The organism is Actinoallomurus oryzae, from assembly GCF_039541955.1.
In the GTDB taxonomy this organism is placed as follows: domain Bacteria; phylum Actinomycetota; class Actinomycetes; order Streptosporangiales; family Streptosporangiaceae; genus Actinoallomurus; species Actinoallomurus oryzae.
On the sequence record NZ_BAABHF010000050.1, the window covers coordinates 49,702 to 61,959 of the forward strand.

Annotated in this window: 11 protein-coding genes; 4 read left to right on the forward strand and 7 right to left on the reverse strand. The window is 65.3% G+C overall.

Annotation, left to right across the window (positions count from 1 at the left end; translation table 11 throughout):
- Positions 1 to 42 precede the first annotated feature (42 nt).
- The 6 genes from ABEA10_RS42045 to ABEA10_RS42070 form a co-directional block, all read right to left on the reverse strand.
- A complete protein-coding gene (locus tag ABEA10_RS42045) occupies positions 43 to 1,152 on the reverse strand; it encodes a hypothetical protein (RefSeq protein ID WP_345473834.1) in 1,110 nt (369 codons plus the stop codon).
- On the reverse strand, positions 1,142 to 2,218 hold the full coding sequence (locus tag ABEA10_RS42050) for a hypothetical protein (RefSeq protein WP_345473836.1): 1,077 nt from the start codon (positions 2,216 to 2,218) through the stop codon (positions 1,142 to 1,144). The genes ABEA10_RS42045 and ABEA10_RS42050 overlap by 11 nt, the downstream gene beginning before the upstream one ends.
- Positions 2,208 to 3,377 carry a hypothetical protein gene (locus ABEA10_RS42055; protein WP_345473838.1) on the reverse strand — a complete coding sequence of 390 codons (1,170 nt, stop codon included), beginning with the start codon at positions 3,375 to 3,377 and terminating at the stop codon, positions 2,208 to 2,210. The genes ABEA10_RS42050 and ABEA10_RS42055 overlap by 11 nt, the downstream gene beginning before the upstream one ends.
- Positions 3,374 to 4,060, reverse strand: a complete 687-nt coding sequence (locus ABEA10_RS42060; RefSeq protein WP_345473840.1) for a hypothetical protein — start codon at positions 4,058 to 4,060, stop codon at positions 3,374 to 3,376. Before ABEA10_RS42060 ends, ABEA10_RS42055 begins: the two co-directional genes overlap by 4 nt.
- Before the next feature lie 9 nt (positions 4,061 to 4,069).
- Positions 4,070 to 5,818 (reverse strand): acetyl/propionyl/methylcrotonyl-CoA carboxylase subunit alpha, encoded by a 1,749-nt coding sequence (locus ABEA10_RS42065; protein WP_345473841.1) that lies wholly within the window; start codon positions 5,816 to 5,818, stop codon positions 4,070 to 4,072.
- Between the two features lie 114 nt (positions 5,819 to 5,932).
- Complete coding sequence (locus ABEA10_RS42070) at positions 5,933 to 6,844, reverse strand: DUF2207 domain-containing protein (RefSeq protein WP_345473842.1); 912 nt, start codon at positions 6,842 to 6,844, stop codon at positions 5,933 to 5,935.
- On the opposite strand from ABEA10_RS42070, the gene ABEA10_RS42075 reads away from it, so the two are divergent.
- The 4 genes from ABEA10_RS42075 to ABEA10_RS42090 all read left to right on the forward strand — a co-directional run bounded on the left by ABEA10_RS42075 (position 6,837) and on the right by ABEA10_RS42090 (position 10,957).
- A complete protein-coding gene (locus ABEA10_RS42075) occupies positions 6,837 to 7,118 on the forward strand; it encodes a hypothetical protein (RefSeq protein WP_345473844.1) in 282 nt (93 codons plus the stop codon). The two genes, ABEA10_RS42070 and ABEA10_RS42075, sit on opposite strands and share 8 nt — an antisense overlap.
- Positions 7,119 to 8,237: 1,119 nt before the next feature.
- Positions 8,238 to 8,507: a WXG100 family type VII secretion target gene (locus ABEA10_RS42080; RefSeq protein ID WP_345473846.1), complete on the forward strand. Its 270-nt coding sequence runs from the start codon at positions 8,238 to 8,240 to the stop codon at positions 8,505 to 8,507.
- Positions 8,508 to 8,591: 84 nt separating this feature from the next.
- A complete protein-coding gene (locus ABEA10_RS42085) occupies positions 8,592 to 8,816 on the forward strand; it encodes a hypothetical protein (protein WP_345473848.1) in 225 nt (74 codons plus the stop codon).
- Positions 8,817 to 8,869: 53 nt separating this feature from the next.
- On the forward strand, positions 8,870 to 10,957 hold the full coding sequence (locus ABEA10_RS42090; protein WP_345473850.1) for a DUF6571 family protein: 2,088 nt from the start codon (positions 8,870 to 8,872) through the stop codon (positions 10,955 to 10,957).
- On the opposite strand, the gene ABEA10_RS42095 is transcribed toward ABEA10_RS42090, so the two are convergent.
- On the reverse strand, positions 10,950 to 12,065 hold the full coding sequence (locus ABEA10_RS42095) for an NHL domain-containing protein (protein ID WP_345473852.1): 1,116 nt from the start codon (positions 12,063 to 12,065) through the stop codon (positions 10,950 to 10,952). The genes ABEA10_RS42090 and ABEA10_RS42095 overlap by 8 nt on opposite strands.
- Between the last annotated feature and the right edge of the window lie 193 nt (positions 12,066 to 12,258).

A 12,258-nucleotide genomic window follows, 5' to 3' on the forward strand; every position in this document is an offset into this window, starting at 1 on the left:
TTTGTTTTACTACGACGGACGAACGCACGGGTCGGTTCCGGATCAGCGGCGGTGAAGGTCACCGCGCAGAACGCGCTGCACCAGGTCCCCCCTGAACTGACCGTAGCCGGTTGTAGCCCACACGCTACGCGCGGGATCCACCTCGTAGTACGGAGTCGCGCCGTCCCGCAGCACGTCGGGGGTCTCCCGCGCCCGTACGGCCCTCGCGCAGGCCGCGCAGGCGCGTACGGTGATCCGTTCCCGGCCGCCGACCGCGCGCCACCGCACCGACACCGGCCCGTCGCCGTGCAGCGGGTTGAAGAAGCACAGCGGCGTGGGTCCTCGCCCGCCGCGCGCCGCCTCCGACGCGTCGTGCCCCATGTCGATCAGTACCAGCACGCCGGCCAGATCCGGCACCGTACGGGCCGCGTCGAGCGCCTTGCCGGCCGCGCTGTAGGCGTCGAGGGCCTCGCGCAGGCGGGCGGAGTCGCCCTGCGCGTCCTCCAGCGCCTCACCCAGCCTGACCAGTTCGGCCTCGGCGTGTTCACGCAGCGAGGCGGCCGAGCGGGCGTCGGTCAGCACCGGCCGCGGCCGTCGCCGCCGGACGACACGCGTGCGCCGCCACCGCCAGACCGCGAGCGCCGCGACGGCGGCCACGGCGACCGACCCGCCGCCGAGGGCGTACGCGGTGGCGTGCCCACCGCTCCCGCTCTTCCGCCGGGGCTCGCGGATCCGCTGGTCGAGCGCCTTGGACTGCTTCTCGTACGCCGCGTGCGCCTGCCCGGAAGTGATCAGCTGGACACACCGGATCAGCCGGTCCGTGAGCGAGGCGCTGTCCAGGTTCGGGTCCAGGTTCACCGCCCCGGCCGCCTCGATGGAGTCGCGGTCCACGCCGTACTCCTGCGCGCTGATCTCGTTGGGCGAGTCCTCGTCCAGGGTCAGGATGACGCAGTCGCGGGCGAGCCGGTGGTGCACCGCGTCGGCGAGATGCCCGGCGTCGGGGAACTCACCGCCGGCCGCCAGCGGCACGATCACCGCGAACACCGGTACCGGCGCCGCCTTCACCGCCGCCACCAGCCGCCGCGGATCCGGCACCGCGGAGGTCAGCGACGGCGCGACGTACACCGGAGACCGCCGCAGCGACGCGACGATCTTCGTCAGGTCACTTGCCAAGGACCCTCCCGACCAGGTCGCCGAGCTGCCCGTACCCGGTCTCGGCCCAGGGCGTCGCGGCCTCGTAGTACGGGCGGCCCCGGTCGAGGAGGACGTCGGGCGCCCGCCGGTCCCGTACGGCCTTCGCGCACGTGGTGCACACGCTCACCTCGAGCCTCGGGCGCGTGCCGGGCGCCCGCCAGCGCACCGTGATCGTGCCCTCGCCGTGCCGGGGGTCGAAGTAGCACAGCGGCGGGCCGCCCCGGCCCTTCTGGACGAGGGCGAGCACGCCCGCGAGGTCGGCGGTGGAGCGCGCCCGGTCGAAGGCGCGGCCCGCGGCCGTGTAGGCGTCGAGGGCCGGTTCGAGGGGCGGGTCTTCCTCCAGCGACTCGCCGAGCGCGACCAGCTCCGCCTCGGCGCGGGCGCGCAGTTCGTCCTCGCCGGCCTCCCGCGCGGTGCCGAACACGGCACGGGGCAGGCGCAGCGCCTCAACGGCCGCGCGGGCCCGGCGGCGGCGCAGCCACACCAGCCCGGCCGCCGCGAGCACGACGGCGCCCGCCGCGGCCGGTACGACGACCGGGAAACCGCCGTCGTCTTTCGCGTGCGGGCGGGTCTGGGGCCGGGCGGAGGGGCGTGGGGTGAACGCCGCGTCGTGGTCCTTCTCGTACGCCTCGGAGCCCTTGCCCGTCGCGATCAGGTCGACGCAGCGAGCGAGCCGCGCCGCGAGCGTGGTGTAGCGCTTCTCGTACGAGACCGCCCACCCCGCGTCGTTCGCCGCCTGCCGCCGCTCGTCCGTGCCGCCCCACATGGTGACGTCGAAGACGTCGCCGAAGTCCGTGTTGAGCGTGACATAGGCCCCGTCGCGGCCCAGGTACGACTGCACGACCGTCGTGACCTGCGTGGAGCTCTGCCACGTGCTGCCCGCGACGATCGGGACGAGGATCACGAATATGGGGGTCCGCGAACGCCGGATCCGTTTCACGATCTCGTCGCGGCGCGCCTTCGGCAGCGCGCTCTCGTACGCCGGGTCGACGTAGATCGGCGTACGGCGCAGCGCACGGGCGATCGCGGCTCCGTCACTCGACACCGAGGTACTCCAGCACGTGTTCGGGCAGGTCCTTGTTCGTCCCGCGGATCTTCTCCCAGAGACCGGGAGCCTCGTAGTACGGGCGTTCGCGGCCGTCGATCACCAGCGCCAGCGGCCGGTGCCGGTTCGCCTTGGCGCACTCCTCGCACATCGGCTGCCGCCTGCGGGACAGGCTGCCCAAGGCCGTCCGTACGCGGCGCGCCGCGGTGCCGTGGAGCGGGTTGACGACGCAGCGCGGCTCGGGATCGGCGGTCCCGCTCCGCAGCGCGTCCTGCCCGTCGAGGGAGAGCACGACCACGGCGAACCGGCTGCCCGGATCCTGCTTCTCGTCCCACAGCAGCTTGGCGGCGTCATAGTCGGCCATCGCCCGTGGGTACCCCGGATCGTCCTCAGCGGCGGCGCCGATCGCCCGCGCCAGGCGTACGAGCTCCGCCCAGGCCATGCGCCGCAGCCGCCGTGGGCGCAGCGTCGTGGCGGAGCCGCGCGCGCTACGGGCGACGCCGATCACAGCGGCGACGATGGCCCACAGGAACGCGAGCAGCACGCCGCTCATGGCCAGCGCGGGAAAGAACGTCTTGAAGAACTGCCCGGCCAGTCCGACCTTGCCGGGTCTCTTGGTGGACGAGTCGGCCTCGGGCGCGTCCGGCACCGGCGGGTCGGAGGGCTTGGCGGCGGGCGCGCGGGCGAACGCGTCGAGGACGTCGTGCAGCCGCTCCGGAAGCGGCTTGCCGTTCGTCACCTGGGAGAACTCCAGACTGTCGCCCCGCGGCACATGGTAGGAGGTCCAGTCGAGGCTGCCGCGCTGGTCGGAGATCAGGTAGATGCCGTCGCGGCCGAGCCGGCGGTGCAGCAGATAGGTGAAGTAGTCGGCGTCGCCGGCCGACTCGTCGTCGGAGTCCAGCGGGACGACGGCCAGGTAGATCGGCACACCGGCGCCGGCGATCTGCCGGCGGAGCGCGGTGCGTTCATGCGCGTCGAGCAGGGAGGACACGTCGGGATCAACGAACACCGGCGACTGCCGCAACGCCGCCGCGACCCGATCGACCCGCACCATCGAGACGGGCGACCCCGCGTCCGCGAACGCGACCGGCGCGGGAGCGAGGGCGGCGGGGGCGGGGGCAAGAGCAAGGGCGAGTGCGGCCGCCGCGATCAGCCTCATCGTGTCTTTCCGCTCTTCGCGCGGTGGGCGATCTGGGTGCTCTTCCTGCTCTTGCGGCGCAGCCGGACGATGAGGATCCAGAGTGCGGCGAGCAGCGCGACGCCCATGCCGGAGTACACGCCCGCCTGCTGGGCCAGGTCGTTGTCGTCGTCGGCCTCGCGGTACGGCTTGGGGTACCGGCCGGCCCGGTCCTCGGCGTATGCCCTCTCGTACCGCTGCTGCGCCTGGCCGGACCGGATGTCGTCGACGAACCGTTCGATGACCCGCGCGAGGCCCGCGTTGTACGGCTCGGCGAAGGTGACCTCGCGCTCGGCGGCCGTCACCGGGAGGTTCGTGCCGAACTGCTCGACCGTCAGGCCGATGCCGCTCGGGGGCACGACGAGGTAAACGCCGCCGCGGTCGAGCTTGTCGTGCAGCAGTGCGATGAGCCGGTCGGGTGTCCCCTGCGGATCATTCTCCACGGTCGTGTCGGACACGACCGCGAGGTACGTGGGCACCGGCATCCGCTTGATCGCCGTACGGACCCGCGCCGCGTCCCGCGCCGTGATGGCACGTGGCGCCAGATCGGTGATGAACACCGGGTCGCGAGCGAGTCGTGCGGCGACATAGTCGGCGCGCGTGGTGACCGGCGGGGCGGGCGGTGCGGTGACCGCGAGCGCCGTTCCGATGATGAGGGGGATCATCGGAACGGCTCAGGCGTCTTTGATCTCGCAGATCACGGCCCCGCTGGAGACCGTCTGGCCCACCTCGGCGCCGAGCCCGGTCACCGTACCGGCCTTGTGGGCGGTGAGCGGCTGCTCCATCTTCATCGCTTCGAGCACCACGATCGGATCACCGACCGCGACGGTCGCGCCGTCCTGCGCGACGACCTTGACGATCGTGCCCTGCATGGGACTGACCAGAGCATCGCCACCGGCCTGCTGTTTGCCGGACTTCTTCTTGCCCTGGCGCTTGGCAGGCCCCTTGTTCGCCGTCGTGGTGGTCGCCGCCCCGAGCCCGGAGGGCAGCACGACCTCGATCCGCTTGCCGCCGACCTCGACCGTGACCTTCTCCCGCTCTTCGGGCTCGGCCGCCTCGGCCGCACCCTCGTACGGCGGGATCCTGTTGTCGAACTCGGTCTCGATCCACCGCGTGTGCACGCGGAACGGCTCGTCGGTGAACGCGGGATCGTCCACGACCGCCCGGTGGAAGGGAATGACGGTCGGCATCCCCTCGATCTCGAACTCGTTCAGCGCCCGCCGGGCCCGCTGGAGCGCCTGCCTCCGGTCCGCCCCGGTGACGACCAGCTTGGCGATCATCGAGTCGTACATCTGGGGGACGGTCATGCCCTGCTCGAACCCGGTGTCGAGCCGCACACCGGGCCCGCTGGGCGGGCTCCAGGTCCGTACGGTGCCGGGAGCGGGGAGGAAGTTGCGCCCGGCGTCTTCGGCGTTGATGCGAAACTCGAAGGAGTGCCCGCGCAGCACGGGATCGCCGTACCCGATCGTCTCCCCGTCGGCGATCCGGAACTGCTCGCGTACGAGGTCGACCCCGGCCACTTCCTCGGTCACCGGATGCTCGACCTGCAGGCGCGTGTTGACCTCCAGGAAGGAAATGGTGCCATCCTGGCCGACGAGGAATTCACAGGTGCCCGCGCCGACGTATCCGGCCTCTTTCAGAATGGCCTTGGAACTGTCGTACAGCGTCTGCATCTGCTCGTCGCTGAGGAACGGCGCCGGCGCCTCCTCCACCAGTTTCTGGTGGCGGCGCTGCAGCGAACAGTCACGGGTCGACACGACGACGACGTTGCCCTCTTTGTCGGCGAGGCACTGCGTCTCGACGTGACGCGGCCGGTCGAGGTACCGCTCGACGAAGCACTCCCCACGCCCGAACGCGCCCACGGCCTCCCGCACGGCGGAGTCGTAGAGGTGGGGGATCTCCTCGATCGTCCGCGCGACCTTCAGCCCGCGCCCTCCACCACCGAACGCCGCCTTGATCGCGATCGGCAGGCCGTGCTCCTGAGCGAACGCGACGACCTCGTCGGCGTCCTTGACAGGATCTTTGGTACCGGCGACGAGGGGCGCCCCGACCTTCTGCGCGATGTGCCGAGCCTCAACCTTGTCCCCGAGCGCCTGAATGGCCCGGGGCGGCGGCCCGATCCAGGTGAGCCCGGCGTCGATTACGGCGGTGGCGAAGTCGGCGTTCTCGGCGAGGAAGCCGTATCCGGGGTGAACGGCGTCAGCACCACTCTCTTTGGCGATGTTGAGCAGCTTGCCGATGTCGAGGTAGCTCTCACCCGCACTCTGCCCGCCGAGCGCGTACGCCTCATCGGCCACCTTGACGTGCAACCCGTCGAGGTCCGGCTCGGAGTACACGGCCACACTGGAAATGCCGGCGTCCGAACACGCCCGCGCGATGCGAACGGCGATCTCACCTCGGTTGGCGATCAGGACCTTGCGCACGTTGCGGCTCCTCGCTCTCGCTGGATCGCCAAGAGTTTAGTGCCGCCTCAGTGACCGCTTACAGGGTGGTGTCGGAGCATCAGCCGGCACTACTGGGGTCCTTTCGCGGGGTCATCACCAGCTGCCGCCACCCCCGCCACCGTCTCCTCCGCCGACGTCTCCTCCACCGCCGGAGAAGCCACCACCGGACGACCACCCGCCCGACGAGCTTGAGGACGTCCAGGACGGTGTGGTGTAGGTGGTGCGATAGGAGCTGGAGCGGCGAGGTGAGGCCCCGCTACCACGTCGTACGGGTGAGGGGCGGGGCGGAGGCGGCTCGTTGACGACGTCGGCGAGGGCGCTGATCCTCCTGGGCGCCTGGTCGCCCGCGCCCTCCGCCGGGACGTACCACGGCAATTCGTCCTCGAGCAGATCGAAGATCTTTCCCCAGTCGCTCATTGCCCCGTCGACCTGTCCGAATGCCACGGCGTACGGGAAGGCGAGGGAGACCAGCGCGGCGTCGATCTCCAGATCGCCCGGCTCCTTCGCCCATGCGCTCAGCGTGTCGGCGTAGTCGTTCACCTCCGCTGTGGCCCGCACTCCAGCGGCCGTGCGGGCGGGCCGCCGGCCGATGACCCCGACGGCCACCGCACTGGCGAGGAAGGCGACGGAGACCCAGCCGAAGCCGGCGGTCGGCACGCCGCCGACCGTACCGGCGCTCACCGACAGGAGGGACACCACGCCGACAACGACGAGTCCCACGACGACCCAGGCGGCGAAGGCACGCTGAACGCCGATCCGCCACGGGAACCACCCACGATGGCACGCCTCCTCCTCAAGGAGATCGCAGGCCGCCTTCCACCGATCCCAGCCGCGCCTTCGCAGCGCCGCGAGGGTGACCTCGTCGCTTCGGCCGATGGCGATGCCGATCACCTTCGCCTCGTACTGGGCCAGTTCGTCGGCGGGACGTTCGCCACGAACGAGTTTCGTGCTGACTCGCTTCCCGGAGACCGTCGCCTCCTTGGTACGAGGTCGGCCAGTGACCACCACACCGGACGATGAGCCGGCCGAATACCTCCGCGCGCTGGCGGCCGGCCTCACCAAGTGCGGCATCCCCGTCCAACTCCGCATCGACGCCGACGAGCGCCGCTATCTGCGCGCATCCCACCCGTCGATGCCCTTAAGCACGGACGTCTACTGCGTCGGAGATGGCAGTGGAACCTGGTGTTTCTGCTCGGAGTGGGGCAGCCCGATCGCTCCAGCAGACGATCAAATTTCCACCATCGGGTACCTCATAAAGCTGCTACACAACCTGCGGTGACGTTCATCTGTGCCTCGACGCGGTGCGAGGAGATGATGCCAGGTCGCTTGGAAGCTATGCGGCCCGAACAGCATGGCGCACCCCCAGCAGTGCCACAACCGGCGCTTCAGCGGGCTCCTGCTCGTCACACACACGCCGAGCCGCCGCGGAAACTTGTCATCTGCCGCTTTCCCCGACACTCACCGATCGCCGCCGCCATGGGCCTGCGTCGCTCGTCCGCGCTGAGTGGGGCGGCGCGATCGCGGAGCCGGCCGGCGATGGGAACGGGCGTCCATGTCGCATATCGAGCGCCGATCCGGGGCTGTAATATGACGTATGTGCCGGTCCATTATAGCTGTACAGTAATGTCTATGTCAGGTGGATATCGCGCAAGCTAGACAGGCCACTGTCCAGATTCGGACAGGCGAGACGCAGCCCGGCGGCGTCGAATTGACGATGCAATGTAGAAACTACAGGCAAGAACTCGTAAGCTGGCTCCCTATGTCCGACAGGTCGCAGCCTCCTCCGCTCGCCGTGCGGTACCCGGTCGAAGGAACTCCGGATCCGGACTGTCGGTGGACCGGTGCGTTGTCGATCAGCGTCCCCTGTCCGCTGGGCAGCGTAAGCCCAGCCGGTCAGACGGCGGGCCTGTACGCACGCCACCTAAACCGAGGGCAGCGTCGGCTTATGAATTCGGACATAGCGGACATCAAGTATCTGGGCTGTCCGCGCAAGCGGCATCCGTCACAAGCCGTCGCCGGATCGGCGAGACCGTCGCCGATCGAAGTCCCGTCCATGGAGAGAGGTAGACGAGCGCGAGCTAAGAAACCAGTCCCGCAGCTCCAGCCGCGTTGCTTTCGAAGAGAGGGCCGGGCAACAGGAGCTCAGAGATTGTGGATGAGCCAGACGGAACCAGCGAACGTCAGCGACCGTCGCATCGACGAGACACCGTAGCCGCAGAACTCTTCAGGGCTTGCTTTGGCTGGTGTGTCCGTGGATCTCGGTGGTCCACTGCCGCGACGGCTGAGGTGATCACGATGCGTGACTTCCTAAGCGAATACCGCTATGGCTGACCAGAAGCTGACCGAATAGGCCGGACACCTCAAGAAAGATTTGTAGTCCACGCGAAAAGGAGTGGTGATGTCAGACGTCATCGGCGGCAGCCCGGAACAGATGCGAGAGCTTGCCCGTATCTTCGACAAGCATTCGGCTGGTCTTCAGGCCCTGATCAAGGACCTGAACGGCCGCACAGTCAACAGTACCGCCATCTGGAAGGGCGACCACGCCAACAAGTTTCGCGGATCGTGGCATGAGGCGAAAGCGTCGTTCGACAAGATGGCGCTCGCCCTGCAAGAGGCGCACAAGTTCATTAACAGCAAGGCGCAGAGCCTGGACGCCTGGCAAAAGTAGCTAGCCTTTAAGGGGGCCCGACATCAACGGGCCCCCTCGCAGGCTCGCTTTCCATCGAGACCGGCCTTCTGGAGAAAACGGTCAATGCCCAGCAAAGCGGAGATTGAGCGCTCAATTGCAACCCTAAAGCATCTAAAGGCGCAGTATGGAAATAGCCTGAAAAATGTCTCCGGTCAAGTTGGTGCATCATGGATGGGTGGCGGATCGATGAACTTCATCCAGTTGCTGAGCTATCATGACGGCCGAATAAATCGGGTTATTGATAGTGCCCTATCTGAACTGCAGCGCTTGAAAAAAAGCGCCTCCTAGTCTTCGTTCTGCTAGCTATCATAATTGCTCGAACCTATTAGTGGGTAAAGGCGATGGTTGCCAAAAACGACGGCGGCGCAAGCGACGAGGTCGATGTAAATATTGACGGCATGCGTGCCGTAGTAAAAAGGCTGCAAAGCGTAGAGGCGAAACTGCAGGCTCTCGGGCCGAAGTTCACTGCGGCGGTGCAGGGAACGGGGGTTGCAGATCCTGGTGGGCCAGTCGCAGCTGCCGCTGTGTGGCTGGCTAGCGAGATACCCGGCCTTGAGCAGAGAATTCGGCTGGCTACAGGAGATCCAGGGGCCAATGATCCTCTTGGCGGTATGGTTTCCGGCTGGGCAAAAATCGATGAATCTCTGATTACCAAGGAGACGGCACAACAAATCGCCAACAGGGGCGCTAATCTAGCCGACCAGATCTGGCAGCACTCCGACTCCCCGCAGGGGATTCCTAAGTCTCTGACAGATCAGCTAAAGAAGCAGCAGCTTAACCCCGATTTTGCGGCTGGCTTCTGGGCCAGACTAGGCCCGGAAAAAGCGGCAGACCTCATGGCAAGGCTGGCGCGCGATGGCCAGACCTGGCACGATGGCGGACGCAATGGCGATACACGTTCGCCGAAGCAGTATGACGCGGATCAGCAAGAAGCGCTCGAGGCATTGAGTGTCTCGTTGGGAACAGCGAGTCGAACTGCCGGGCAGATCCACCTAACCTCAGATTTTGGGCAGCGGATGGCTAAACACGGCCCCGAGGCGGCCGGCCAACTACTCCGCTCTGGGAAGTTCGACAAAAACTTTTTGTTGCAGGCGGCAACAGAAATCTATAATTGGCGCGTCCAGGGGGTTCGTAATCACCAGGCAGAGCCTAAAGCAGATACAGCGCTCCTTGTAGGTTCGGATAAACCGCCTGGTTCCTATGACCCCATGGTCAATGCACTGGCCGCGCTATCGCGCAACCTCGATGCGTCCCAGGCATGGTTCACGCCTCAACGTCTTCGGACCTTGCTCGGTGGTACTGGCAACAAAGATGAGAATGACACGGGACGCTCACATCTCCACCTTGGCGACGATGGGAAATCTCTGGGGGATTTCGTATCGGTCGCTGGCGCAGGAGTCAGGGACCGCGGCCCAAGAGGCCGACGTTCTGCTGAGGTAGCCGCTCAGACCGTTCATGAGGCGGCTAAATTGAACAACTTGCTCGAAGGTTTCAAACCCGGAATGGGTGAGGTTCTTTCCTCATACATCCACGACGTCGCACGGGCTTCGTGGAGTGGTGAACGAGGTCCCAATAATCAGACAGTGGCCCAAATGCTCGATCTAAAATCAGGACATCCGCACTGGACTACGGATGATCAGGGCGTGCAGGCTGGGGATCCTATCGGTGCGAACTTCGATATAAACGATCTTAGGAAAATACTTCCGCAAGTCGAAACAAATGACGACGCTTGGCGCTCCATATTGGCCGGTGCACGCCAGTACAGCGCAGGCTATCTGGGATATGCGGCGCGGCAATCCAGAACCGATGGCTCGGCGGTATTCCAAGAGGCCGAGAACAGGGTAGGTAGTGTGTTTGGCGTCCTCGGCTCGAAGCACGCTCTCGGAAAGATCGGTGAGGCCGCCGCCAGGGACCAGCGTCGTGCCGAGCTGCTCGGCTTGATAAAGAGCACGGTAGACATATGGAGCGTCACGGATATAGTTGGCAAGCTTCCTGGCGACAAAACAGCTGATTTCGTTGGGCTTGCTCGCGGTCAAATTGAAGATGCCGTGGTTAGCGGGCTTCTGCATCCCACAAAGTCAGGAGAACAAGCCAAGGCGGATACGACTGACGATGACCTGATTCAGCAGCTCCAAAATATGGCTGCCGGGGCGGCCAGCGACGGTGGCCTCCTCCATACTAAAAAGGACCGTAGTAAGTCCGGCCTCAACCTTGACCCAGCAAAATGGTTCAAGCACTACAGCAAGTTTCATCCTTTGCACGCGAAAGATGAAAAGTTCTTCGATGATCAAGATGTGATTATGCCACCCGAGGCCATGACTGCGGCGCAACGTGCAGCGTACAGCGAGTACCTGACTACAGCTCTCACGGGCCACAGCAGTAACCTTGAGAACGCTTACCGCAGCGCTTCGCAGAGTTGGACTAACTAATACGTAGGCGTACGACTGTCCGACACTCGGCGTTCGTCATGTAGATGGCCGAATTATGTAGCGCGATATCGCCGTAATCTCCGCTCTTTGGCATTCCGTAGCATGGAGGAAGCGTCGCTATGGGCGATATGTGGCCATCTTTGGTCATCCTGTAAAGCGACGTGTTCATGCGCACGATGTAGCCGTAGGTGCCAGCGGATATGATGTACGAAGCCGGGTTGTTCAGCTTTTTACTCAGAGCCTCAAGCGGTGCAGTCCCCGGGAGTGGCTCGAGTTCCGTGCCGTTTAGTCGCAGAAGCTGCTGACCCAGGATGAGAAGATGACCGTCCGCTCCGATGGCCAACGATGTAGAGAGGCGAATTGGGACGTCCGTGGACTTGGTCGCCTGCCTTATGGGTTTGGTGCTGCTTCCACCCACTTTTCCGGCGATAGTCCTGATCGCTCCAGAGCTATCTACTTCTCTTACGATGGACCGGTCTTCTTCTACTTTAACGGCAACATAGATCTTCTTGTGATCAGGCGTGACCGCAATCGAGATCGGATCGCCTAGTCGCACCTCTGTCGCCGGTCGTCCGTCCCCCTCTCGAACATCGTTCTTGCCATGTGCTATATCGACGCTCTTGTCGTCGGTGCCAGCGATGGTGAGTCTCTTTCCATCCACCGTAACTTCGCGTATGGCCTGGCGTTCTTCATCGGCTATGAACAAATTTCCCCGTGCGTCTGTCGCAATGTCCACCGGCTGTACCAATGGCGCCACCTGCGATTTGCCGGGCTCTTGGAACATTGTGTTTTTGTCGACGGCGATGCTTATAGGGCCGCCAGGAGGGAGGCGGTAGATTGCCGGCCGAAAAGGCTCACCAATGTATATGGTGCCATCCGGTGATACGGCGAGCATATTAGGGGAGTTGAACTGGGCCTCGGTGGGACGGCCGGTTTGCTCAGGCTTTATGTTGTAACCACCGCCCGCAATAACTACGAACTGTCCGACCTTCGCTTTAGGAGAGGAAGTCTTTTCGCTACTGCCCCCGCCTGTGCATGCAGCAGGCGATAGTCCGCAGATGAGCGCGGCGACGGCGTAGCGTATGACCCGAGAGCTGGTGGTAGTCATGGGGACTATTTTACGGATTTCGTCAACCACGTGCACTACAGGGAGGTCGTAGTTAGGCTCCATGCTTACCGATGGTTCCCCTGAGTGAAGGTGGTCGAGCGGAGACCTCTCCTGTGCACACTGAGGCCCTTGCTCCGGCAGGCAAGCATGGCTAAGCTTGCCACAGATCCTCTTCCTCTAATGATCGGCATGT

What these genes read in the sequence shown, in the direction of transcription:
- ABEA10_RS42060 (WP_345473840.1), bottom strand. Translation starts at nt 4,060, where the DNA reads ATGATCCCCCTCATCATCGGAACGGCGCTCGCGGTCACCGCACCGCCC.
- ABEA10_RS42090 (WP_345473850.1), top strand. Translation starts at nt 8,870, where the DNA reads ATGGTTGCCAAAAACGACGGCGGCGCAAGCGACGAGGTCGATGTAAAT.
- ABEA10_RS42055 (WP_345473838.1), bottom strand. Translation starts at nt 3,377, where the DNA reads ATGAGGCTGATCGCGGCGGCCGCACTCGCCCTTGCTCTTGCCCCCGCC.
- ABEA10_RS42095 (WP_345473852.1), bottom strand. Translation starts at nt 12,065, where the DNA reads ATGACTACCACCAGCTCTCGGGTCATACGCTACGCCGTCGCCGCGCTC.
- ABEA10_RS42080 (WP_345473846.1), top strand. Translation starts at nt 8,238, where the DNA reads ATGTCAGACGTCATCGGCGGCAGCCCGGAACAGATGCGAGAGCTTGCC.
- ABEA10_RS42085 (WP_345473848.1), top strand. Translation starts at nt 8,592, where the DNA reads ATGCCCAGCAAAGCGGAGATTGAGCGCTCAATTGCAACCCTAAAGCAT.